Source organism: Bradyrhizobium sp. SZCCHNS3052, assembly GCF_032484495.1.
Taxonomy (GTDB): domain Bacteria; phylum Pseudomonadota; class Alphaproteobacteria; order Rhizobiales; family Xanthobacteraceae; genus Bradyrhizobium.
Genome location: NZ_JAUETB010000011.1, coordinates 205,480 through 229,980, shown reverse-complemented (window position 1 = coordinate 229,980; position 24,501 = coordinate 205,480). Strand labels below are relative to the sequence as shown.

Genomic DNA, 24,501 nt, shown 5'->3' with positions numbered 1-24,501 from the left:
AAGCGCCTCATCGATTCCCCCAAAAGAATCACTGGAGAATCATAACAGCCGCGCAGCGTTTTCACACAGCCAGGGTCAGCAGCAGACATCCCCGGCGCTGGCTGGGGCGCCCGAGATGGGCCAGAACCGGAAATTGGGAAGACCCGGCCCTCGACATTGAGGGTGGTGTCTCTTACCGGTGGGCCAGAGCTGCCTCGGAGTCCTCTACGATGAACGTAAACCCGCGCGGCGGGAAAAGGCGCCGATAGAACCAGCTAACTCGATGCACTTCTTCTGGCACGACCACCCCAGTATCCACGAAAGAGAATAAGCAAAGTCGTTTGTCTCGGTAAACTTCAGTGATCGCTTTCTCTATCGCTCGTTCGACATCCAGGGCATCCACTACTCGTGTCGTATAGAATCCGAGCGTCGCCGGCCATTCCTCCATGCTTGGACGAAGTTCTTCCTGCCGTGAAACAAAGCGCTCTCCCCTAAGCAAAACGTAAAATCGCACGAGGGAAATCCTTCAGCGGAGTAGATAATAAGACGCGATATTACACCAGAGTACTGTTGGCTATTGCGACGAGTGCGTTAGCGGCAGCAAACCAGGGTTAATTCATCACTAAGTCGGTCCCATTTGATCGGGGGTGATTCTGGGAGCACCCTTGGCGTCCGTAGTGGGTCAAAAGCGTTCCTATGGTCCTTTGACGCCTGCTTCCAGTCCGCTCCGGGAGCGGACGTCGCGAGCGCCAACCGAGAAGATCCGCGAGGCGACGTCTCGAATCGGGCTCTCGGCCGGGCCATCTCAGCGCTCCTGAAATAGTCGCGCGGCATGCCGTTGACGCGCACGCACTCGACTCAGAAAGGTGCCGAGGTGTCTATTCGTCGTCGACCCAAGCGCAACGATGCTAAGGGAGTCGCTTTAGTGCCCTGCCTCCCAATCGATACGCGGCCGTCACTCATCATTGTCGGGCCGCCGTCCTTCTCAGCAGCGACATTGCCACGTCTCGGCTACGTGGGGCACCGAAAGGTGGCCACTAAACCAGAAATGGATTGGCTCTGCCGATTGCTAGGCCATGCTGGCGTACTGTGTGTGGATGGAGGACCGAAGCACGTCTGGCGAGGCGAACCGGGTTCACACCCCGGTGCCCTGATCGACCCATAGCTTTGCCCATCGAGGGCAGGATGGGTATGTCCGCCGAAGCCTACGGCTTGCTGTTCTGCCAGATCCCTGAGAGCGGGTTCGGCAGCGGGACATAATCGCGCGTGTTCTAAAGGGCAGATCGAGGGTGAAGATGGTAAAAGGGTCGCGCCGGCCGGGCTGTCGTGAACGGAGTCGCTAGCAAGTATGGACGCGTCTCCGCCATTCGGCTTTCATCCCTGGCGCATCATGATGGATCGCTCGCCGGGGGCAGTCGGTCCCGCGTCCCGGCTTCGCCGTCGCATGCTGACGCTCCTGCGGCTGCCCTCTTGACCGGTCTCGCGATCGCAGTCGGTCCCGCGCCGCAAAGCGGCGCTCCTGCGGCTGCTCTTTCGTGCTCCATGCCCTGGCGGCTGATTGCCGCACCTTCTCTTCAAAGAAGATCCCAGGGCAAAGAGGTTCCCAGGAGCAAGCGGCGCCTCGCGTAAGGTGGCTTCGATTCCCTCTATCGTGGTAGGCGTTCGCCCCGCGGCGATCATTCATTCCGACCTTCGGCCGGACGCACGAGGCTGCGGATCGGGAGCTCGTCGTGTAGATGCCGAAATCTGGCAGGCTCACCTCCGCGATGCTTGGCCGGGCCCGACCACTTTGAGCGCGACCGATCGTCTTGCAGTCCGGCTGTCCGAAGCCGTGCCGCGTGGTCTAGAATCGTTTTCCTTTGGTTCCGTCAGCTTCGCGGCAGCGACGCTACAACGCCGCCCGATGACTCCACACGAGCGAGCGCTTCGAGTCTCGGACGCGGAAAAGGTTGTCGCCGGGAGCTGTAGGATTGGGGCGCAAGGCGAGCCCGTCTTTGTGCAATCCGCCGGCTCGTTCAGGCCGCAGGTATATCTTCCTTGGCCGGCCCGCGTGCGACGATCTCGAGCGCGCCATCGGGCAATGGACGTTGCAGCTCCTTGGCCTCGTTCCATGGCGCACGCAGCCAGACCTCCCTCTCTTCTTCGGTCGTCAGGATGACCGGCATCGCCTTGGGGTGGATAGGTGCGACCACGGCGTTGGGCTCCGTGGTCAGGAAGCCGTAGACCAAATGAGGGCCTGGCAGCGGCTTGGATTTCGTGCCGCGGTCGCCTTTGAACTCGGTCCAAATGCCCGCGAAGCTGGTCAAGGGGCGATCATCAGACAAGGCAAACCAGACCACGTCCTTCTTCTTCGTCTCCGGGTTCGGCTCAGGCGCATATTCGGCGAAGCTGTTGAAAGGCACGAGGCACCGGTTCTCGGGCTTGAGCCAGCCGCGGCAATGCGGAGACGACGTGTTGCGGATGTTGGTCACGGGTGGCCCGCCAGTCCGCGGAGGTGGCGGCATTCCCCACCGCATCATCATCATCTCGCGGTCGTCTCCGGTGCCGCGAATGATCGGAGCCGGATAGTCGGGGAAGACGCCCGGCATCGAGGGGAGATTGCCCGCGAACTGGCGAACGATCCGAAAGAGCGCGGCGATCGCGGCCTGGTTGGTGGTGATCGAGTAGAGATTGCACATCGTCAAGATGATCCCGGAACCAAGCGTCTCGCGGTCGGCATGTGGTGAGAGTAGATGTGCTCGGTACTTGTCTTCAGGTCGATCACCGCGCCGCAGAAGCAGCGCGAGCGACCTGACTTGGTTTGGGTTGGCTGAGGACATCCGGCCTCCCGCATCTGATCCTTCCAGGCGACGAAGGCCCGGTGCTGGCGCCATTCGTCGAAATCTTGCTGTGACCGATTCGATAGGAAGACGTTCCATGCTGCCTGGAACGCGTCGCGCGCCTGCTCATAGGTGCTGGCGCCGCCGAGCTGTTGCTCGCCTGGGTGACTGCCTGGATAGAAGCCGCAGAACCACTGCCAGACGGGCGAACCGGAGGGGCCTTCGGGGCGCTCTGCAATCGTTCCAGCCTCGACGTCTCCGAAGTAAATGCGCCAGGTCTCGTTTGGCGAGTGCGGATCGCGGCGACGGGTGAGTGTAGGCATGCCGCATTGATTCCAGTCCGGCGGCTGAAAGTGAAGCCGCTACGCCTTGGGTGCAACTACATCGCCGTCCTCAATCTCTGGGCCGGGCGGTTCGGGAACCTGAACGGGAGACCTTGGTCTCGAGCCCGATCGAGAGCTGGATTGCACAGCGCTGTGCGCTCCTGTTTGGCGGCGAGAGGTCGTGGCCGCTCTGCCGCTTACGGAACTCCATTTGGAAAGACGGTTCTCAGATACCGATCGTCAGCCCTCCCCGCGCGGGAATTCGCGACCGTCGCCGGCGCTTTGGCAACATCGGCCGTGAGTATTATTCTCAAGATGAAATGTGGACGTGCGTCGGCTACACGAACGCAGGCTAAGAGCCAAGCGTGAGCGAGCGCTTGCAGCAAAACGCCTTGGATTAGACGCAAGCACTTCATGGTGGCGGCAAAGACGCGTCGAATTGTCTTCTCAAACAGCTCCGGCTTTGCCGGCATTTCAACACGGACATCTTTCTCTCACGCGGGAGCGACAGCTGAAGACGTTTGGAAAGCGGTCTCGTGCCTGGATCTCGACGGGGTCCGTGCTGCTTTTTCAGGTCGACAGGTTGTGTTCGCTCCGAACAGGTTCTGACCAATGCCCATTCCGCCGCTCGATCCCGCTGTCGCCGACCTCGCGCCGACTGATTCCGTTCTGACAGCCTATGATGAAGAACATGCTGTGACCTATCTCCGCCTTCTGGATGCAGCATCCGAGGGCGCGGACTGGGAGGAGGTTGCCCGGCTCGTCTTGCACATCGATCCGGTCAACGAACCCCAGCGTGCCCGCCGCGCCTTCGATAGCCATCTGGCGCGGGCGAGGTGGATGTCTGAGAAGGGTTATCATCAGTTGCTACGCGGATCGGATCAGACGTAGCTCTGAGCTCCTGAGGCTGCGGCAGGCCCGCTTTGATTGGAAACAAGCCGCGGTCCGTCGCGAGCATGGATTGAACGGGCTTGCGAGATCATACGCAGGCAACCGAACTCAAGTTGCGGTAGAAGCGATCGAACGCATGCGGCGCAGCTTCAGCCAGCTTCGAAGCCGCCTTGCGGCATGCGCCGCGATCCACGGTCTTGGCCGTCACTCAGATCCTTCTCCAGGCGACTGAGGGCGTGGACAAGAGATCAGCGCGGAAGCCGCACGCGGAGCGTCCCTGGGTCGCGCCTGAGGCATCATCTGGCTGCCGCTCGCGCTTGATCCTGCAGGTGGGTCTGCGAGCTCGCCCAATGGCAGCGGGCGGGCGATCGCTATCCCAGGACAGCATGCCACTGATCGGCCTCCTATGCTCAGCCGCACCGGTCACTGGTGAAAAGACGGCTCGTGGCCGATAGGGGCTGTCACTAAGGCTGTGCCCGCCGCGGCAAAGAGAGTCGCTTCCTTGAGGCGAGGGGGTGTCGAAACCGCGCCCCTCGATCTCCGGCATCCCCCTTCGCTGCCCTGCGCGTCGATCATGTCCGTCGACGCGCCGAACGACCCGTGAGGGCGCGAACCTGTCCCGGAGGATGCTCGATGCCCGATCAGACAGCCGGTCCCCCGCCGCGCTTTCTTCGTACCCCCGAAGCTGCGCGTTACCTTGGACTGTCCGGCCGCACCCTGGAAAAGCACCGCACTTACGGCACCGGCCCCTTATATCGCAAGATCGGCGGCCGCGTCGTGTATGCGCTCGACGATCTGAAAGCCTGGGCCGATCGCGGTACCAAGACGTCGACGGCTGATCCCGGCCAGGGCACCGTTCTGCCGGCGAAGCGACATCCAGGTCTCATTCCCTATGCAGGGCAGGAGCGTCGCGCGTCGCGGGCTGGGCGGGCTTGAACGTGCGGGGTTTGCGCAAATCCGAGCGCGATCAGCTCGATCTGTTTCGCGCGCTGCCTGGCGATCTGGCGCCGCGCGATGCGCAGGATCTGATGGCCTATCCGTTCTTCTCACTGGCCGAGAGCAAGCGAGTCGTGCCGATCGACTTCCGCGCGGGGCCTGTCGCCATTCGGGTCGAGGCCGTCCCCGAACATGGCATGGCGACGATCTGGGATGCGGATGTTCTGATCTGGGCGGCGTCACAGATCGTCGAGGCTCGCGACGCCGGACTGAAGACGTCGCGCCTGATGGCCGCCACGCCGTATGAGATCCTGACGTTTGTCGGTCGCGGCACCGGCGTGCGTGACTACGACCGTCTGAAGGCAGGACTTGATCGGCTGCAGTCGACGACCGTGCTCACCTCGATTCGCCAGCCGGCCGAGCGGCGGCGGCACCGCTTCTCCTGGATCAACGAGTGGAAGGAGACGGCGGATGCCCATGGCAGGCCGTCCGGATTGCAGCTGATCCTGCCGGACTGGTTCTATTCGGGCGTCATCGATGACGCGCTCGTGCTGACGATTGATCGGGCCTATTTCGCGCTGACGGGCGGGCTGGAGCGCTGGCTGTACCGCCTCGTGCGCAAGCATGGCGGCCATCAGGATGGCGGCTGGAGCTTCGATCTCCGCTATCTGCATGCCAAGTCCGGCAGCCTCTCGCCGCTGAAGCATTTCGCCTACGATCTTCGCGAAATCGTCCGCCGTCAGCGCCTGCCGGGCTACGAGCTGGTCCTCACCCGCGATCCAAACGGCACCGAACGGCTGAACTTCGCAGCCGCCGTTACTGACCCGGTCGCAAGGCGTTTCGCCAGGCATCACCCCTCGAGCTCCGCAGGGGACAAGCTGTGAATTGTCTCGTGCTATCGGGGACCGGAGGACGCGTGCCATCGAGGACCGGATGGTCGTGCCATCGGGGACCGAAATCGGGCTTAAGCCTTTGGTTTGGCGTGTCCTTTCCGCCTTCTAACATACCTAACCGCAAAATCCTTCGGATTTTGTCTAACGGGCCCGCGCTTTGGGGGGCCGGTGCACGCTGGTGTCTCCTGTTGCCAAGGGTGGAGGCCGCTCGAGACGCCACGGCCGTTCTCATTGCCGGCCCGCAGCGCCGTCCAGATGTCATCAACCTCAGAGTTTGCGAATGAGCGAGCTGACGCGCGTCCAATTGCTATGGCTGCAGGGTAAGATCGAAAACCGCATACGCTTCGGTCGAACCGTGCAGGAGGTTCGCCTCGACCGTTATCGCCGGGAGGTCGCGTTCACGCCGGGCAGCGTCTTTGCGTTCGTGCGCTGGTCGTCGAACGACTACGGCACGGTGCTGTCGCGGATCAACGTTCTGCAGGCCGTTGGCCCCGGAGAAGCCTGTGCGACCGTGCCCTTCGTCGCTCCGGGAGCAGCGATCCTGTTGCAGGTGTTTGGCTGGCCGAAGGTCGAGCGGGTGCTGAAGCAGATCGACGCGATCGAGGCGCTCGGCATCGATCCGGCGGATGTCGCACCGGATCATTGGTGGCACGTTCAGAACCGCATGGCCGCCGGACAACCGCCGCGTCCCTACACGGATGTGCGCCATCGGGCCTGGCTGCATCGAAGGACGATCATGCCATGACGAAAGGGCTTGCCATTGGCGTCGCGATGCTCGCCGGGGTTTGGCTCGTGACGGAGGTCGGGCGACCAAGGTTGCGTCCGCTGCTCATCTGGAATGTCTCCGGCAGCGTTCCGATCGGCCTCTATCTGGTTCGGCCGGTCCGGCAATGGGTCACCAACGAGATCGTCGTTGTCCTGCCCCACGGCGTGCTGGCCGAATGGCTTGCGGACGAAGGCTACCTGCCCAGGGGCGTACCGATGCTGAAGCGCATTCTTGCTCTTCCGGGCCAGGCCGTTTGTCGTCGCGAGCATGTCATCCTGATCGATGAGGTCGAAGTCGGCATCGCGCAAGAGAGCGACAGACAGGGCCGGCCGCTACCGGATTGGCGTGGCTGCCGCATCATCGGCGGTGACGAGCTCTTTCTGATGAACAGGCAATCGGACAGCTCTCTGGATGGACGCTATTTCGGTCCGACGGCGACATCGGACGTCATCGGGCGCGCCATTCCCGTGTGGACGAGGCAGCCGTGATGATGCACGCGTTCTGCGCACGACCTGCGAACGTCATGCCGACTTTGATGAGCAGCCGCTGCGATCGGAAACGGTCGTCATTGAGGTCGGCACGAGAGGCTTTGAATGACAAAGCCGACCGCAGCGGAATTCCTCGTGACGTTGTCGTGCGGTGCGATGCGTCGGCCTCGATGATGATCGTCCGTCGCAGTCCTCACGGCCGCCGCTGCTTCGCTGTTGTTTCCGGCACGCCGGCGCGGGGCGTGAGACCGAGAGCCGAGGCGAGGGTCCAAAGCCAGCCGCAAGCTGCCGACGGTCGATCGCAAGATAAAAGCGGCTCGCCTGTTGATCAGCAAGCCATTGACATGGCTCGCGTTCAACCGTGCCGTCCGGTCGGAGCGCGTGTCGCGCTGATGCTCTTTCTCAACAACATCAATGCTGCTTTCGGCACTATAGCCTCAATCCTTGCCGCGGGATGCCGCGCATGAGCACCACAGAGCGCGAATTCCGCATCCGTCCGGGGCGCATCCGTCAGGCGCGTGAGAGGAAGGCCAGAAGCTTCATCAATCGCGTCCTGCGCGCGGCGAACGCCGCGGGGCACGTCACGCTGCCCTCGGTGATCGACGGACGCCGGCCGGCTCGCACCCATTCGACCTTCGGCCGCGGCCGTCTCAGCTTCAGTCGCGAGCGCCTCTTTGCCTCGGGCCGCCGCGTCACGGTGAAGGCCCGCATCGCAAGGCACAAGGGCCGTGCGTTTCGGTCAGCGCCGCTGGCGATGCATCTGAGCTATCTCAAGCGGGAGGGGGTCACCCGTGACGGCGAGCCGGCAAGGATGTTCGATGCGCGAGCTGATCACGCCGACGAGGCCGCATTCGAGGCGCGGAGCAGCGACGACCGGCATCATTTCCGCTTCATCGTCTCGCCAGAGGACGCAGCCGACATGGTGGACCTCAGAGCGTTCACGCGCGATCTGATCCGGCAGATGGAAGCTGATCTGTCGACGCGTCTCGAGTGGATCGCGGTCGATCATTGGAATACGGACCATCCGCACGTTCATGTGCTCGTACGCGGTGTCGATCAGACGGGCGCAGATCTCGTCATCGCCCGCGACTATATCGGCCGGGGCCTGCGCTCCCGGGCCGAAGAGCTGGTGGCGCTCGAGCTCGGTCCGAAGCCTGAGCACGACATCCGCAACGCACTGGAAAGAGAGATCACCGCGGATCGCTGGACACGGCTCGATCGCGAGATCCGCATGGCCTGCGATGAGGTGGGGGCCATCGATCTCCGTCAGCGGGTGGCAGCGGGTCCTGATCCCGAGGTCCACCGCCTGATGCGAGGGCGCCTGCAATATCTGGAGCGCCTGGGACTGGCAGCGGCGGCCGGACCCAACGAGTGGATGGTCGAGCTTGGCGCAGAGCGACAGCTCCGCGAGCTCGGCACGCGTGGTGATATCATCAGGACCATGCATCAGGCGTTCGCTCGCCGTGGTGAGGAGCGGAGCGCTGCGGACTACGTCATCGACGGGATCAACAGTCCATCATCGATCATGGGGCGGTTGGTCGACCGTGGACTCCACGACGAACTGACCGGCGAAGCCTATGCAGTGATCGATGGCATCGACGGCCGCGCCCACCACGTTCGCTTCCGCGGGATCGAGGCCTTTGCGCAGGCGCCTCAGCCTGGCGGCATTGTCGAGATCAGGCGCTTTGGCGCTGCGGACGAGGCGCGGCCGACCCTGGTCCTGGCGACGCGCTCGGACCTAGCCCTGGCCGATCAGATCAAGGCCGAGGGAGCGACCTGGCTCGATCATCGGCTGGTCGAGCGTGAACCTGTCTCCCTGGCCCTCGGCGGATTTGGCGCGGAGGTGAGGAGCGCGCTGCGCAGCCGGGCGGAGTATCTCGCGGACCGGGGACTGGCGCAGAGACATGGCCAGCAGATCGTCCCGCAACGGGATCTTCTGAAGACACTACGCAGGCAGGAGCTCGAATCCGTGGGCGCGCGGCTGTCGGCGACCAACGGCGCGCCGCAGCTGAAGGTCGACCCCGGCCAACAGGTTGCGGGCATCTACCGCCAGCGGCTTGTCCTGGCCTCCGGCCGCTTCGCCATGATCGACAATGGTCTCGGTTTCTACCTCGTCCCGTGGTCGCGCGACATCGATCACCGGCTCGGTCAGAAGGTCACGGGCCTTGCGAAGGCCACTGGCATCGACTGGCAGCTTGGTCGCAAGCGCGACCTCGGTCTTTAGAACTCGGGAGACACCACATGCCTGCGACGAGAATCCAATGGGCACAATTACTCGCCGTCGTGCTGATCAACCTGCTTGCGATATGGGCCGCGACCGAATGGACGGCCTGGCGGCTCGCCTTCCAACCGCGATTGGGGACGCCATGGTTCATGCTGTCCGGCTGGCCAGTCTACTTCCCACCGACCTTCTTCTGGTGGTGGTTCATCTATGATGCCTATGCGCCCTCCATCTTTGCCGAAGGTGGGGCTATCGCGGTCAGTGGCAGTCTCGCGTCTATTGCGGTTGCGGTCGGCATGTCACTGTGGCGGTCGCGGGAGGCGAAAGCCACAGCAACTTACGGGTCCGCGCGCTGGGCCGAGCTGGGCGAGGTGCGCAAGGCGGGACTGCTCGGCGAGGATGGCGTGGTCCTGGGACGGTTGGGAGCGCGCTACCTGCGCCATGACGGACCGGAGCATGTGCTCTGTTTTGCACCGACGCGGTCTGGCAAGGGCGTCGGTCTCGTGGTGCCGTCTCTTCTGACGTGGCCGGGATCGGCGATCGTTCACGACATCAAGGGCGAGAACTGGCAGCTCACGGCAGGATTCCGCGCGCGGCACGGCCGCATATTTCTGTTCGACCCGACCAACCCGAATGCCTCAGCCTACAATCCGCTGCTCGAAGTCAGGCGAGGGGCCTGCGAGGTGCGTGACGTCCAGAATGTCGCCGACGTGCTGGTGGATCCCGAGGGATCTCTCGACAAGCGCAATCATTGGGAAAAGACCAGCCATTCGCTTCTGGTCGGTGCCATCCTGCACGTTCTCTATGCCGAGCCCGACAAGACCTTGGCCGGCGTTGCCGCGTTCCTTTCCGACCCCCGGCGCACGATCGAGGCGACGTTGATGGCGATGATGGCGACGCATCATCTGGGCGCAGCCGGGCCGCACCCGGTGGTGGCATCGACAGCGCGCGAGCTTCTGAACAAATCGGAGAATGAGCGCTCGGGCGTCCTTTCAACGGCGATGTCATTCCTCGGTCTTTACCGGGATCCGGTGGTGGCTGCTGTCACGGGGAGATGTGATTGGCACATTGCTGATCTGGTTGCAGGGGAGGAGCCCGCGACGCTGTATCTCGTCGTGCCGCCATCCGACATCTCACGTACGAAGCCGCTCATTCGTCTGGTTCTGAACCAGATCGGCCGGCGTTTGACCGAGGATCTCAAGGCAAAGCAGAGCCGGCATCGTGTCCTGATGATGCTGGACGAGTTTCCGGCGTTAGGCCGGCTCGACTTCTTCGAATCCGCTCTCGCCTTCATGGCTGGGTACGGCATCAAGAGCTTCCTCATTGCGCAATCGCTCAATCAGATCGAGAAGGCCTATGGGCAGAACAATGCCATTCTGGACAACTGCCATGTCCGCGTCAGCTTCGCGACCAACGACGAGCGAACCGCCAAGCGCGTCTCGGACGCGCTCGGCACCGCAACCGAAATGCGGGCCGTGAAGAATTACGCCGGGCATCGCCTGGCGCCATGGTTGGGTCACCTCATGGTGTCGCGCCAGGAGACGCCGCGTCCGCTCCTGACGCCGGGCGAGGTGATGCAATTGCCGGCGGCTGATGAGATCGTGATGGTCGCCGGCGCACCACCGATCCGCGCCAGGAAGGTGCGATATTTCGAGGATGAGAGACTGGTCTCGCGCATCCTGCCGCCGCCGGACATCGCCAGGACCAGAGCGTCTGTGGGTGCGGATGACTGGTCATCGCTTGCGCCCCTTACGCCTGTGCTCGCCGGATCCCGGCTGACGCTGCCCCCCGAGACAAGGGACGAGCAGGCCAATGGCGGCTTGCGACGCGAGCCGGAGCTGCCGCAGCACGAAGCGATCGCGAGCGAAACGACGAGCGTAGATCCGGCGGACGAGTTTTCGGTCGTGTTCGATGACGATGATGGGACGCCGCAGCTGGTCGGCTCACGCGATGCGAGCACGACGGGGATTGCGCGTCAGGCTGCGCTCGACCCGCGCGATGACATGGGCTTGTGAGGACAGACCAATGCGGGATCGAATGAATGTCTACTTCCCGCCGGAGCTGCTGCGGCAGATCGTAGAGCTCGCCGATCGCAGGAAGCTTTCGCGCTCGGCCATCGTCGAGGCGGCGGTTCAGTCGTTTCTGTCGCCGGATGCGGCTGATCGGCGCGAGGCGGCGCTCACACGCCGGCTCGACAGGCTGTCGCGGCAGATGCAGCGGCTCGAGCGTGATGTCGGCATCCTTGCCGAGACGCACGCATTGTTCGTTCGCTTCTGGCTGACCGTGACACCCCCGCTGCCGTCCGAAGCGCAGGCCACAGCGCAGGTCAAGGGACGCGAGCGGTTCGAAGGCTTTGTGGAGGCGCTCGGCCGCCGGCTGCAGAAGGGGCAGAGCTTCCTGCGCGAAATTCCTGAGGATTTCGTCAGACCGCCGTCGAGCGAGCCCGGCTCCTGAGGCGGTGGAAGCGTCGATCGGGACCGTTCCAGCGCGCGGGTTGAGCTTGGCATCTACGCCAGAGTTTCTTTCCACCCGCCAGGCTTCGAACGTTCGAATCTTGCGCGTGCCAGGCCAGGCAAGCTGACCTAATCGACGGACCAGATGAGGTCCGAACGATGAAGAAGAAACTCACTTTGCAGCTATCCAGCGAGATTCTCGCCCGCCTTGCCGGCGCAGCCGAGGAAAGATGCGTGAACCGCACGATCGTCGTGGAAAAGGCGCTCGAACGGTTTCTAGCCCAGCCGCTGGATGGACCGATGCCGGCGCAAGATCGCCTGCAGGGCCTGGAACAGCAGCTGCAAACGATTCAGCGCGACATCGCGGCCCTCAATGAGACGGTCGCCCTTCATGCACGCTACCATCTGGCGGTGACGTCGCTGACGGATCAGGAGAGCACGAGCGCAGCAAGGGGCGGTGATCGTGATTTCGACCAGGCGATGCGGATTGGCGCGATCCAAAAGCTGCAGCGTGACTTGTCGGAAAGGCAGCGAGAGAGGCGACCCGATGGCGCTGCGCGAGCCGGTCAAGTGAGCCAGCCATTTCCGGCTCAACTTCGCCGTGCCGAGCCTCCAATCGCCGAGGTGTCCTGGGGCGTGCCTGCCGCCGGGGAGGGCGGCGAGGATCCCTTTCGCCTCCCGCCTCAATCGAGCCGTTGAGCGATCCCGCGAGCACGCAGATCACGGCAGTTCGTTGTCGGCCTATGCCTTCGGCCGAAAGGGCACCGAAGCCGGAGACCAAGGCCATCGCGAGATCACAGGCTGGCGGCTCGCCGCCCTGGTGTTTCTGCCCTTCGCAATGGGCTATTTCCTGTCCTATCTGTTTCGCACCATCAATGGACTCGTCTCTGCCAGTCTTGCCTCAGAGCTCGGGTTGAACGCGGCCGACCTTGGTCTGATCACGGCGGCTTACTTCCTGGTCCTTGCGGCTGCCCAGATCCCGGTCGGCATGATGCTCGACCGCTATGGCCCGCGCCGGGTTCAGAGCGCGCTTCTTGTCGTCGCGGCCTTTGGCGCGGAGGCCTTCGCAAGGTCGTCGGGGCCGCTCTCGCTGCTCCTCTCACGCGCCCTGATCGGGCTCGGGGTCGCTGCGGCTCTGACCGCGGGCCTGAAGGCCATTGTTCTGTGGTTTCCGCGCGAGCGGGTGGCGTTGGTCAATGGGTACATGGTCATGCTCGGGGCGCTTGGCGCCGTCAGCGCGACGCTGCCCGCCGAAGCGATCCTGGTGAAGACCGGATGGCGCGGCCTGTTTGACATCCTGGCCATCGCGACCGCTGCAGCGGCGATCCTGATCTATTGCCTGGTGCCGGAGCGCGAAACGCAGGCGTCGTCCGCGTCGGAAGCAGGTGGCTTGCGGAGCATTCTTCGCGACGTCCGGTTCTGGAGGGTCGCGCCGCTATCCGGAGCCTGCATCGGATCGGCGTGGTCGCTCCAGGGCTTATGGGCATCCGCGTGGCTGGCCGACGTGGAGGGCATGACCCGCACCCAAGTCGTGACAGCGCTTTGCCTGACTGCCCTGATGCTCAGCCTCGGTGCGTGGATGCTCGGTGCGCTGGCCAACTGGACGCGTCGCAGGGGAGTAGGTCCAGAGCGCCTGCTGGCCTTGATCGCCGTGCTCTTCATGGCGGCGCAGCTGGCGCTGGTGTGGCGGCTGCCATTGCCGGCGATCGCGCCCTGGCTGATCATCGCGATCGTCGGCGCCGCCACCGTGCTCAGCTTTGCGATCATCTCGGACTATTACCCGAAGGAATTGGCTGGCCGCGCCAACGGGGCGTTGAACGTGGTGCATTTCGGGTGGGGGTTTCTGGCCCAGTACGGGATCGGTGTCTTGCTGGCCCAATGGCCGCAATCCAATGGGCACTATCCTGTCATCGCCTATCAGGTTGCCTTCGGAGTGAACCTCGCGCTGCAGGCAGCAGCACTGATTTGGTTTGCCGCTCCAGGAGAGCAGAGACCGGGATCATCGGAGGCGAGCAGCGGGACCGAATTTGTCATGGCCGACCTCGCCGCGACTTCTAGCGAGCGCCCGGCTCTCTCCCGCGAGCCGGCAAGCCATGCCAGATGGTGAGCCGACGCCGCGGCGCCGGTGGCGACCTTCGCCTTCGCTAGAGCAGTGTTCGCCCTCGCTCTCGGCCGCGAGGAGGCGGTGCTGCGGGCCCATGACCCGCGCTCTGAAAGCTGCTGCCCCGCCTTGGTGATCTGCTTGTCCCGCCCGAAAGAGCCCTCCTGTCTCTACGCTTTCCTGCGCCAGGCTACACCCGAAGCGCTGTTGGTCTTGCTGCTGCAGGAGGTCTGCATCTTTGATCATCACAAGCGATGCTGACCGCGCTTCAATGATCGGAGATGAGAGTGACCGGCTTCGTCCAGACACAGCGCATCACGCGTGGCGCCCGCATGCTGCGGACGGCATTGGGGCCTGCCATCGCGCGTCATCTCGACGATCAATCCGTCGTGGAGATCATGCTCAATCCGGATGGCCGGCTCTGGGTCGATCGGCTCGCGTCTGGCTTGGCCGATACCGGTGAGAGCCTCGCTGCCGGTGATGGCGAGCGCGTCGTCCGGCTGGTCGCGCACCACGTCGGGCTCGAGGTCCATGCGGGCTCTCCGCGCGTGTCGGCGGAGCTGCCGACGACGGGCGAACGTTTCGAAGGCCTGCTGCCGCCGCTCGTTGCGGCCCCGACATTCGCCATCCGCAAGCCCGCGATCGCCGTCTTCACGCTCGACGACTACGTGGCTTGCGGGATTGCGACCGCAGATCAGGCCGGCGCGTTGCGGCGGGCTGTTGCCAACCGCTGCAACATTCTGGTGGCCGGCGGCACCTCGACCGGCAAGACCACGCTGGTCAATGCCTTGTTGGCTGAAGTGGCGATGACCGGCGATCGCATCGTGCTGATCGAGGATACGCTCGAGCTGCAATGCTCGGCGCCCAACCTCGTGACGCTTCGAACCAAGCATGGTGTGGCGTCGCTTTCGGATCTGGTGCGCGCCGCGCTTCGGCTGCGCCCGGATCGCATTCCGATCGGCGAGGTCCGCGGGCCGGAGGCGCTCGATCTCGTCAAGGCTTGGGGCACCGGCCATCCCGGCGGCATCGGCACCATTCATGCCGGGTCCGCACTCGGCACCCTCCGGCGGCTGGAGCAGCTGATTCAGGAGGCCGTCGTGAGCGTCCCACGTGCTCTGATTGCCGAGACGATCAACGTGATCGCCGTTCTCGCCGGGCGCGGCTCGCAGCGGCGGCTCGGCGAGCTCGTGCGTGTCGAGGGGCTCTCACCTTGCGGAGACTACATCCTCGCTCCTTTGGGAGATCAGCGATGAAGGCGCGACTGTCTTGCTGGTCCATCGCCACGATTGCGATTGCTGCAGCCGCAGTGCTCGTGGCGGTGGCGCCGGTGCATGCGGCGGGCTCGAACATGCCTTGGGAGCAGCCGCTCAACAAGATCCTGCTTTCAGTCGAGGGACCGGTCGCCAAGATCATCGCCGTGATCATCATCATCACGACGGGTCTGTCACTGGGTTTTGGCGAAACCTCCGGTGGCTTCCGGCGGCTCATCCAGATCGTCTTCGGTCTCTCCATCGCCTTTGCCGCCTCGAGCTTCTTCCTGTCGTTCTTCTCCTTCGGCGGCGGCGTGGTGTTCTGATGGATAGTGAGATCAAGGGCTTCAGCGCGCCTGTGCATCGCTCGCTGACCGAGCCCATTCTGCTCGGGGGCGCGCCGCGATCGGTCGCGATTGTCAACGGCACCGTGTCGGCGGCGCTCGGCCTCGGTTTGCGGCTCTGGTTCTTCGGCCTGCTGCTCTGGTTCGTCTGCCACATGGTCGCAGTCTGGGCGACACGGCGCGATCCATCCTTTGTCGAGGTCGTGCGCCGCCACCTGCGGATTCCCAATCATCTCAGCCAGTGAGGCTCTCATGTTCAATTTGGCCGAATACCGCCGCACCAATATCCGGCTTGCGGACTTCCTGCCCTGGGCGGCGCTGGTGGACGAGGGCGTCGTCCTCAACAAGGACGGCTCGCTGCAACGGACGGCGCGTTTTCGCGGGCCTGACCTGGAGAGCTCGGTCGCATCCGAGCTCACAGCAGTCGCCTTCCGTCTCAACAACGCTCTGCGGCGCCTGGGGTCGGGCTGGGCGATCTTCGTCGAGGCGCAGCGGCATTCGGCCGGAGCCTACCCAATTTGCGTGTTTCCGGATGCCGCGTCCGCCCTGGTCGATGCCGAGAGAAAGGCACAGTTCGAGGAGCAGGCGGCGCACTACGAGTCGAGCTATTATTTGACGTTTCTGTACCTGCCGCCGCGAGAAGACTTAGCCCGTTCCGAACGCGTGCTCTATGAAGGCGCGCCGCAGCCGGAGGGCTCGCGCGGCCGCGACATCCTGCGCAGCTTTGTCGATCGCACCGACCGCATTCTGCAGCTCGTGGGCGGCTTCATGCCGGAATGCGGCTGGCTCGGCGACGACGCCGTGCTGAGCTATCTGCACTCGACCGTCTCGACCAAGCGCCAGCGGGTCCGCGTCCCTGAAATCCCCATGCATCTGGATGGGCTGCTCGCCGACCAGCCGCTGACCTGCGGCCTCGCGCCGATGCTGGGGGCGGTCAATCTCCGCGTGCTCACCATCATCGGCTTTCCCTCTGCAACGACGCCAGGACTGCTGGACGAATTGAACGGGCTTGCATTCGCCTACCGCTGGTCGACCCGCGCCATCATGCTCGACAAGCAGGATGCCGTGAAGCTCGTGACACGGATCCGCCGGCAGTGGTTTGCCAAGCGCAAATCTCTGGCGGCGATCCTCAAGGAGGTCGTGACCAACGAGGTGGCAAGCCTCGTTGACAGCGACGCCCACAACAAGACCGCTGACGCCGATGCGGCGCTGCAGGATCTCGGCTCCGATGAGATCAGCCAGGCCTATGTCACCGCGACCGTGACGGTGTGGGATCCTGATCCGGCGAGGGCTGACGAGAAGCTGCGCCTGGTGGAGAAGGTGATCCAGGGGCGCGATTTCACCTGCATGACGGAGACTGTGAATGCGGTTGAGGCCTGGCTCGGCAGCCTTCCGGGGCATGTCTATGCCAATGTGCGCCAGCCACCGTTGTCGACGCTGAACCTTGCGCATCTCGTCCCGCTCTCGGCGGTCTGGGCAGGTGAGGTGCGTGACCATCATCTGAGGGCGCCTGCGTTGCTGTTCGGCCGCACCGAGGGCGCGACGCCATTCCGGTTCTCGCTCCATGTCGGCGATGTCGGCCACACGCTGGTGATCGGACCGACCGGAGCTGGCAAATCGGTGCTGCTGGCGCTGATGGCTCTGCAGTTCCGCCGCTATCCGAATGCGCAGATCCTTGCGTTTGATTTCGGCGGCTCCCTGCGGGCCGCCGCGCTTGCCATGGAAGGTGACTGGCATGATCTCGGTGGAGCGCTCTCGGCCGATAGCGAGACCTCGATCGCGCTGCAGCCGCTGGCAGGCATCGGTGATGTGATGGAGCGCGCCTGGGCGGCGGATTGGATCGCCGGCCTGCTGGTCCGCGAGAAGATCGTGGTGACGCCGGACGCCAAGGAGCATCTCTGGTCGGCGCTGACCTCGCTGGCTTCCGCGCCAACTTCTGAGCGGACCCTGACCGGCCTGTCGGTGTTGCTGCAGTCGAACATCTTGAAACGGGCCCTCAAGCCGTATTGCCTCGATGGCGCTCACGGACGACTGCTGGATGCCGATCATGAGCTCGTGGGCGACCGGTCGGTCCAGGTGTTTGAGACCGAGGGGCTGATCGGGACCGCTGCCGCTCCTGCTGTCCTCGCTTATCTGTTCCACAAGATCGCCCGGCAGCTCGACGGCCGCCCGACACTTCTGATCATCGATGAAGGGTGGCTGGCGCTGGACGACGCCGACTTCGCGGGCCAGCTCAGGGAGTGGCTGAAGACCCTGCGCAAGAAGAACGCCTCCGTCGTTTTCGCGACCCAGTCGCTATCCGACATCGACGGCTCGCCGATCGCACCCGCCATCATTGAGAGTTGCCCGAGCCGCATCCTGCTGCCGAACGAGCGGGCGCTCGAGCCGCAGATCATGGGCATCTATCGTCGCTTCGGTCTCAATGATCGTCAGATCGAGCTCGTCAGCCGTGCGGCCCCCAAGCGCGACTATTACTGCCAGTCGCGCCGGGGCAACCGCATGTTCGAGCTCGGTCTCGGCGAGGTCGCGCTCGCCTTTGCCGCGGCGTCGTCCAAGGCCGATCAGGCCGCGATCTCGGACGTTCTGAAGTCCGCCGGCAGGGACGGCTTTGCGGCAGCGTGGTTGCGGCACCTCAAGCTTGGCTGGGCAGCCGACCTCATCCCCGGCCTCGACAATCTGGAGACGCGGCAATGATCTCTGGCAAGCGATGGGCAGCGTCGTTGGCGCTGCTGGTTCTGACCTCGGCGGGTCCGGTGCGGGCCCAGCTCGTCGTCTTCGACCCCAACAATTATGCTCAGAACGTGCTGACCGCCGCACGTGAGCTGCAGCAGATCAACAATCAGATTCTGGCCCTGCAGAACCAGGCAGAGATGTTGATCAATCAGTCGCGCAACCTCGTCAACCTGCCGTATTCGTCATTGACGCAGCTGCAGCAATCGATCCAGCGGACCCAGGATTTGCTCAAGCAGGCTCAGCGCCTGGCCTACGACGTGCAGCAAATCGAGCAGGCGTTCAAGACGGTCTATGCGCCGGCAGCCGCCGGCGCCAGCGCCGCTGACCTCGCGGACAATGCGCGCTCACGCTGGCAGACGTCCGTGGCCGCGCTGCAGGATGCGCTCAAGCTTCAGGCGGGCGTGGTCGGCAATCTCGACACCATCAAGAGCCAGTCCGTCGCGCTGGTTGTCGCGAGCCAAGGAGCCGCCGGCGCCTTGGCTGTCAGGCAAGCCGGCAACCAGATCCTGGCGATGCAGGCGCAACAGCTCGCGGATCTGACGGCGGTTGTGGCCGCCCAGGGACGGGCGCAGAACCTCACCATGGCGGAGCGCGCGGCGGCCCAGGATCAGGCACGCGAACAGCTCCGCCGCTTCCTGACGCAGGGTCAGGGCGACCAGGCCTCCAGCGTACGAATGTTTCACTGATGATGACGAGCGTTCCGGACCAAATTGGCGGATCCCCCGCCGCGGCTGCCCGGCAGCTCATGGTTGAGATTGCCCGATGACAGGAACGGGGATCATCGATCAATTCCTGGAGACCTTTACCCGGACAATCGACAGCGGCTTTGGCCTGGTGGGCGGTGAGGTCGGATATCTCGCAACCACGCTCGTCACCATTGATGTGACGCTTGCTGCGCTCTTCTGGGCGTTTGGCGGCGAGGACGATGTCGTCGCCCGGCTGCTGAAGAAGACCTTGTTTGTCGGCGTGTTCGCCTACCTGATCGGCAATTGGAACAGCCTCGCCCGGGTCGTCTTCGAGAGCTTCGCAGCACTCGGCCTGAAGGCCTCGGGCTCGGCGCTGTCGGCGGCGGACTTCCTGCGCCCGGGCAGGATCGCGCAAGTGGGTCTCGATACCGGGCGGCCGCTCCTCCAGGCGATCTCGGGCCTCCTTGGATATGTGAGCTTCTTCGAGAACTTCCTGCAGATTGCGGTCCTGTTGTTTGCGTGGGTGGTCGTGCTGCTCGCCTTCTTCATTCTGGCCATCCAGCTCTTCGTCACCCTGATCGAGTTCAAGCTCACGACGCTTGCTGGATTCGTGCTCATCCCGTTTGGTCTGTTCGGCAAGACCGCCTTCGCAGCCGAACGTGTGCTCGGCAATGTCATCTCCTCCGGTGTGAAGGTTCTGCTGCTCGCCGTGATCTCAGGAACCGGCTCGACCCTGTTCGGTCAGTTGACCCAGGTGACGAGCGGCGATCCTCCGACCGTCGAGAGTGCCATGGCCCTGGTCCTGGCGTCCCTGGCGCTGCTCGGCCTTGGATTGTTCGGGCCCGGGATCGCCAATGGTCTTGTCAGTGGTGGACCGCAGCTTGGAGCAGGGAGCGCGGTCGGGACGTCGCTTGCAGCGGGTGGTCTCGTCGTGGCCGGCGCCGGCATGGCCGCTGGTGCAGCCGGGCTCGCAGGCGGCGCGATCTCTGGTGCAAGCCGTGCTGTCGCGCCGCTTGGTGCGGCGGCGTCCGGCGGAGGGCGCGTCAGCGGCGCTGCCGCCGAGGCAGCAGGAGCGAACGCGAGTCCCCTTCGCCAAAGGGCGAATGTCCAGGCTGGCGGCTCGGATCAGCCGGGTCAGGCCGATGGCTCGGGCTCTCCGATGTGGGCGCAGCGCATGAAGGCAGCGCGCGCCGTCCATCAGGGCGCATCTACAACGGCACAAGCCGTTCGCCATGCCGAGCGCGGCGGGCAGGGAAGCGCGGTCGATCTCTCCGAGGGGAAATCCTGACATGTTCAAGCGGTCATCTGTTCATTACGGCCGTACGCCCGAGCCGGTGACGCCCTATCAGAAGGCAGCGCAGGTCTGGGATGAGCGCATCGGCTCTGCGCGCGTGCAGGCCAAGAACTGGCGGCTGATGGCATTCGGCTGCCTCACCCTCGCCGCAGGCTTCGCGTCCGCCCTGATCTGGCAGTCGGCCCGCGGTACGGTGACGCCCTGGGTGGTCGAGGTTGGCCATCTCGGCGAGGTCCAGCGGGTAGCGCCTGCGGTGGCTGACTACGTGCCGACCGATCCGCAGGTCGCCTTCCATCTTGCCCGGTTCATTGAGGACGTGAGAGGTCTGCCGGCCGATGGCATCGTGCTGCGCCAGAATTGGCTGCGCGCCTACGACTTCACCACCGATCGCGGCGCGGCTGCCCTGAATGACTATGCCCGCTCCAATGATCCTTTTAGCAAGCTCGGGAAGATCCAGGTCTCGGTCGAGGTCTCCAGTGTGATCCGCGCCTCGCCGGACAGCTTCCGGATCGCCTGGGTCGAGCGTCGCTACGAGAACGGCGCCTCGGTTGCGACCGAACGCTGGAGCGCGATCCTCACCCTCGTGTTCGCCATGCCGGACGATGCTGACCGCCTGCGCAAGAACCCGCTCGGCGTCTACGTCCAAGCCATCAACTGGTCGAAGGAGCTGTCGCAATGAGCAAGCCAATGGTCCGGAGGGCTGGAGGGCCAATGATGGCGGGGGCCGCCGTTCTGGTTCTGCTCTGCAGCTGCACAACGATCAATCTGCCCAAGATCAGCTATGACAGCGAAGCACCACCATTGCCGGCGCCGCCAGCTGCGCTGGATGGAAAGGTTCAGCCGCTTCATCTTCCGCCGCCCTGGAAAGTGTCCCTTGGTGGCAAGGCAGGAGCTCAGGAAGAAGCGGAGCCGCTCGACCGCGTCGAGATGGCCAATAGCGCGGCGCGGGTCGAACCGCGCAAGAAGGGCTACTTCAACGCGACGCAGATCTATGCCTACAGTCCCGGCGCGCTCTATCAGGTCTATGCGGCGCCCGGGCAGATCACCGACATCATGCTCGAGGAAGGTGAACAGCTCACAGGGTCGGGGCCCGTGTCCGCCGGCGACACCGTGCGCTGGGTCGTCGGCGATACCGAGAGCGGTGCGGGCGAACGCCGCCGCGTCCACATCCTGGTCAAGCCGACGCGTGCCGCGATCGAAACCAATCTCATCGTCAACACCGACCGGCGGACCTATCTGCTCGAGCTGCGCGCTCGTGACAAGCCGTATATGCCCGCCGTGGCCTGGTACTATCCGCAGAATGCCGAGACGAGAGCGCGCCAGCTCGTATTGAGGCCGGAGCTGCCCAATCCGGCGCTGCGACGCTTCCGCTATCGCATCGAGGGGGATGATCCGCCATGGAGGCCGGTCAACGCCTATGACGACGGCCGCAAGGTCTATATCGAGTTTGCCCCTGGCATTGTGCAGGGTGAATTGCCGCCCTTGTTCGTCATCGGGAGCGATGGTGCGCCCGAGATCGTCAACTACCGTGCCTTCCGCAACATCATGATCGTCGATCGGCTGTTTGCCGCGGCCGAGTTGCGCCTCGGCGGCGAGGAGCAGCGCAAGGTCAGGATCGTCAGAACCGACGGAGCCTCAGGGTGAAAAACGAGGAGGATGAGGCTTCTGTGTCTCAGGCTCCGTCTGCAGCCGAGAAAGCTGAGCGGCGCACGAAAAGAATGCGCCTGAACGGAGATCTTCCCCCCGTCACACGGCTGTCGCGCAATGTCCTGGCCGGCGGAAGTGCAGTTGCGCTCCTGTTGATGGGAGGCGCCGTCGTCTGGACATTGCAGACCAACAGGCCGAGCAAATCGGGCCCATCCGAGCTCTACAGCACTGATCATCACGACATCGCGGACGGGGTTTCGGCCCTGCCGCGTGACTACGCCAGTCTTCCCAAGAATCTCCCGACAAACGTCCCGGTGATCGGACCGCCGCTGCCCGGGGATCTCGGCAAGGCGATTGTCGCTGCGCAGGGCCAGGCACTTGCGGTCACCCCCGATCAGGAGCAGCTCCGCCATGAGCAGGAGCGGGATGCCGCTCGCTTGAGCCGCCTGTTTGCGACGGTCAATGTTCGTGGCACCGAGGCCGCGGCGAGCGGGCCTCAGACCAGCGAACGCGCGGGCGCGATGTCCAGTCCCGACGACGCATTCGCCCAGAATGGCCAGGACCGCAAGCTCGCCTTCGTCAATGCCGCGGTCGATCGCCGGACCACGAGTGCCGACCGTGTCAGCCGGCCGGCCTCCCCCTATGTGGTTCAGGCCGGGACCGTGATTGCGGGCGCCCTGATCACGGGCATTCGCTCCGACCTGCCGGGGCAGATCACCGCTCAGGTCACCGAGAACGTGTTCGATTCGCCGTCAGGCCGCTTCCTGCTTGTCCCGCAGGGCGCGCGGCTGATCGGGATATACGATAGCCAGGTGACGGCCGGGCAATCGCGCGTGCTCCTGGTCTGGACCAGGCTGATCATGCCCAATGGACGGTCGATCGTTCTGGAACGGCAGCAGGGCGCCGACGCTGCCGGCTATTCGGGTCTCTCGGACGAGGTCGATAACCACTTCAGGCAGCTGGTTGGCGCAGCGCTGCTCTCGACGCTGCTCTCGATGGGCAGCGAGGTCAATGCGGGCACCAGTCAAAATACGAACAATGCCGCGATCATCCAGGCGCTCCGCCAGGGCTTCGGCAGCTCCATGAGCCGCACAGGTCAGCAGCTGGTTGGTCAGCAGATGAACGTCCAGCCGACTCTGACAGTGAGGCCGGGCTTTCCGGTCCGCGTGATCGTCAATCGTGATCTCGTGCTCGAACCGTATCAGGGGTAGCAGTCATGGCGAAGCTGAAGATCTCGGAACTTCCCGATGAGAAGCCGGTCAAGATCACGGTCGAACTGTCAGCGAACGTGTTTCGCGATCTGCAGGCCTATGCCGAAGCTGTCGGCCGCCATTCGGACCAGCCGGCCAATGATCTTGGTCGCCTGGCCTCGGCAATGGTGGCACGTTTCATGGCGACTGATCGGGCGTTTGCCAAGTCGAAGCGAGCACCCGCCATCAAGGCCAGATAGACCGGAGCCGCACATCGCGTCGGCTCGCTCCGCAATGCATACAAACCAGGACCGCCTGGCGCTCAAAGTTGATACATTCGGCGTTCCTGAAGCAGGAAGCTGGTAAGCGCCAAATCCAGCGTGGCAGGCTTTCTTGAGTGAAGGAGCCGACGCGTTGATCGCCACCGATTGCGGCGATGCCGCATCTTCTTCAGAGACGGTCAATCGCGCTTGGGCCCAAAGCCTGATGCAAGCGCTGATCGGCCCTCACTGGCGGGCCTGCGGCGGAAAGATGATCGAAGGTTCGGGATCGCGCTCATCCAGCCTCCACGAGCCCTTCCAACTCCGGCCTGCAGCCCAGTCCTTTGGGCTCCGATGGAGCATCCTCTGCCAAGCGCGGGGACAGTGCTGATGCGGCAGGCCCCGGAGAAGGGCTCTCATGCAGCGCCTTCGGGAGGCCGGTATGCTGGCGAACCAATTCCAGCACGGCTGATGATACGTCGATATAGGCCGCCCCAATGTCATGCCCCGGAAACGGCAGCTTCGCTCCCAGTGGCCTCACCGGGCAGCCATGGGCAGCGATGACATTCTTGAAGATCCAGCTGGGCATGACACCAAGATAGGACGAGATGCCGTTGGCGAGGCCAAATTCCTGACAAGCCTGTATGAGCTGCCCGATCACTCGGCGCCGTCCGCCGGCGCTCAGCGCACGATCGCAGCCGAATCGCGATGCTTCCCAGATTTCGTCCGAATGCGGCAGCAAGCCTTCAACCAGGTTGGGCCACAAGGACTTGACCATGTAGGGGCGTGTGGTCGGAATCAGCCGTGCAGTTCCAAGCGCCTGATCTTGCTCGTCCACGACCAGGATGTAGGTGGCTGCCGGTGTGTCGAACTCATCATATTCCATGCCCTGATAATGAGGCACGGACCACCCCTGGCGCTCGACGAACATCCGGTACCGCAACCGATGATGCGAAATCCAGGCTTCGCCATATCGATGGATGGTCTCCCACCTGATCAAAAGGGTACGCATGAGCATCTTCCAATGTGCCACGTGACGGGAAGATGCAGACTAATCGGCACAGCGTCAGCGAGGCAGCTACCCAGTCGAGTAGTTCACGCGTCTATGGAGCGGCTGCAGTCCTACCGGCTGCTCAGAGGAAGACAACTGTCAGACATCGCCCCAATATCACCTACAATCTGACGCAATTCTGAGTTGTATTGGGGTGTAGTTCTTGGCTTTTGCAA

22 protein-coding genes are annotated in these 24,501 nt (G+C 63.9%); 20 read left to right on the top strand and 2 right to left on the bottom strand.

Translation table 11 applies throughout. The annotated features are described in order from the left end of the window. Positions 1–1,994: 1,994 nt before the first annotated feature. Entirely contained in the window at positions 1,995–2,657 is a 663-nt protein-coding gene (locus tag QX073_RS27675; protein ID WP_316226690.1) for an SOS response-associated peptidase, read from the bottom strand. A gap of 1,076 nt (positions 2,658–3,733) precedes the next feature. On the opposite strand from QX073_RS27675, the gene QX073_RS27670 reads away from it, so the two are divergent. From QX073_RS27670 to QX073_RS27575, 20 genes are all read left to right on the top strand, one after another. After that, on the top strand, positions 3,734–4,012 hold the full coding sequence (locus QX073_RS27670; RefSeq protein WP_315718652.1) for a DNA -binding domain-containing protein: 279 nt from the start codon (positions 3,734–3,736) through the stop codon (positions 4,010–4,012). Between the two features lie 633 nt (positions 4,013–4,645). Further along, a complete protein-coding gene (locus QX073_RS27665) occupies positions 4,646–4,948 on the top strand; it encodes a helix-turn-helix domain-containing protein (protein WP_315718653.1) in 303 nt (100 codons plus the stop codon). Positions 4,949–4,950: 2 nt separating this feature from the next. Further along, positions 4,951–5,832: a replication initiator protein A gene (locus QX073_RS27660; protein WP_316226686.1), complete on the top strand. Its 882-nt coding sequence runs from the start codon at positions 4,951–4,953 to the stop codon at positions 5,830–5,832. Between the two features lie 289 nt (positions 5,833–6,121). Next, entirely contained in the window at positions 6,122–6,586 is a 465-nt protein-coding gene (locus tag QX073_RS27655; protein WP_315718655.1) for a DUF2840 domain-containing protein, read from the top strand. Further along, positions 6,583–7,095, top strand: a complete 513-nt coding sequence (locus tag QX073_RS27650) for a S26 family signal peptidase (protein ID WP_315718656.1) — start codon at positions 6,583–6,585, stop codon at positions 7,093–7,095. Before QX073_RS27655 ends, QX073_RS27650 begins: the two co-directional genes overlap by 4 nt. Before the next feature lie 463 nt (positions 7,096–7,558). Beyond that, positions 7,559–9,319, top strand: a complete 1,761-nt coding sequence (locus QX073_RS27645; protein ID WP_315716452.1) for a relaxase/mobilization nuclease domain-containing protein — start codon at positions 7,559–7,561, stop codon at positions 9,317–9,319. 17 nt (positions 9,320–9,336) lie between these two features. Continuing rightward, the gene (locus QX073_RS27640) at positions 9,337–11,331 is read left to right on the top strand and encodes a conjugal transfer protein TraG (RefSeq protein ID WP_315716451.1); all 1,995 of its coding nucleotides are present in this window, start codon (positions 9,337–9,339) and stop codon (positions 11,329–11,331) included. Between the two features lie 10 nt (positions 11,332–11,341). Then, positions 11,342–11,770, top strand: a complete 429-nt coding sequence (locus tag QX073_RS27635) for a CopG family transcriptional regulator (protein WP_315716450.1) — start codon at positions 11,342–11,344, stop codon at positions 11,768–11,770. Between the two features lie 158 nt (positions 11,771–11,928). Beyond that, positions 11,929–12,468: a hypothetical protein gene (locus QX073_RS27630; protein WP_316226685.1), complete on the top strand. Its 540-nt coding sequence runs from the start codon at positions 11,929–11,931 to the stop codon at positions 12,466–12,468. Positions 12,469–12,502: 34 nt separating this feature from the next. Further along, a complete protein-coding gene (locus QX073_RS27625; protein ID WP_316226684.1) occupies positions 12,503–13,876 on the top strand; it encodes an MFS transporter in 1,374 nt (457 codons plus the stop codon). 281 nt (positions 13,877–14,157) lie between these two features. After that, the gene (gene trbB, locus QX073_RS27620) at positions 14,158–15,123 is read left to right on the top strand and encodes a P-type conjugative transfer ATPase TrbB (RefSeq protein WP_316226683.1); all 966 of its coding nucleotides are present in this window, start codon (positions 14,158–14,160) and stop codon (positions 15,121–15,123) included. Then, positions 15,120–15,446, top strand: a complete 327-nt coding sequence (locus QX073_RS27615) for a TrbC/VirB2 family protein (RefSeq protein WP_316166672.1) — start codon at positions 15,120–15,122, stop codon at positions 15,444–15,446. The genes trbB and QX073_RS27615 overlap by 4 nt, the downstream gene beginning before the upstream one ends. Then, complete coding sequence (locus QX073_RS27610; RefSeq protein WP_315773483.1) at positions 15,446–15,709, top strand: VirB3 family type IV secretion system protein; 264 nt, start codon at positions 15,446–15,448, stop codon at positions 15,707–15,709. The genes QX073_RS27615 and QX073_RS27610 overlap by 1 nt, the downstream gene beginning before the upstream one ends. A 7-nt stretch (positions 15,710–15,716) precedes the next feature. Beyond that, positions 15,717–18,158, top strand: coding sequence for a conjugal transfer protein TrbE (trbE, locus tag QX073_RS27605; RefSeq protein ID WP_315754269.1), 2,442 nt, complete (start codon positions 15,717–15,719; stop codon positions 18,156–18,158). Beyond that, positions 18,155–18,883, top strand: a complete 729-nt coding sequence (trbJ, locus tag QX073_RS27600) for a P-type conjugative transfer protein TrbJ (protein WP_315716471.1) — start codon at positions 18,155–18,157, stop codon at positions 18,881–18,883. The genes trbE and trbJ overlap by 4 nt, the downstream gene beginning before the upstream one ends. A 76-nt stretch (positions 18,884–18,959) precedes the next feature. Further along, the gene (trbL, locus tag QX073_RS27595; protein ID WP_315716443.1) at positions 18,960–20,171 is read left to right on the top strand and encodes a P-type conjugative transfer protein TrbL; all 1,212 of its coding nucleotides are present in this window, start codon (positions 18,960–18,962) and stop codon (positions 20,169–20,171) included. Position 20,172: 1 nt separating this feature from the next. After that, entirely contained in the window at positions 20,173–20,856 is a 684-nt protein-coding gene (trbF, locus tag QX073_RS27590) for a conjugal transfer protein TrbF (protein ID WP_315716441.1), read from the top strand. 32 nt (positions 20,857–20,888) lie between these two features. Next, positions 20,889–21,821, top strand: coding sequence for a P-type conjugative transfer protein TrbG (trbG, locus tag QX073_RS27585; protein WP_315716440.1), 933 nt, complete (start codon positions 20,889–20,891; stop codon positions 21,819–21,821). Then, positions 21,818–23,035, top strand: a complete 1,218-nt coding sequence (locus QX073_RS27580; RefSeq protein ID WP_315716439.1) for a TrbI/VirB10 family protein — start codon at positions 21,818–21,820, stop codon at positions 23,033–23,035. Before trbG ends, QX073_RS27580 begins: the two co-directional genes overlap by 4 nt. Before the next feature lie 5 nt (positions 23,036–23,040). Next, positions 23,041–23,274: a DUF2274 domain-containing protein gene (locus tag QX073_RS27575; RefSeq protein ID WP_315716438.1), complete on the top strand. Its 234-nt coding sequence runs from the start codon at positions 23,041–23,043 to the stop codon at positions 23,272–23,274. A gap of 295 nt (positions 23,275–23,569) precedes the next feature. On the opposite strand, the gene QX073_RS27570 is transcribed toward QX073_RS27575, so the two are convergent. Then, on the bottom strand, positions 23,570–24,286 hold the full coding sequence (locus QX073_RS27570; RefSeq protein ID WP_315716437.1) for an acyl-homoserine-lactone synthase: 717 nt from the start codon (positions 24,284–24,286) through the stop codon (positions 23,570–23,572). Between the last annotated feature and the right edge of the window lie 215 nt (positions 24,287–24,501).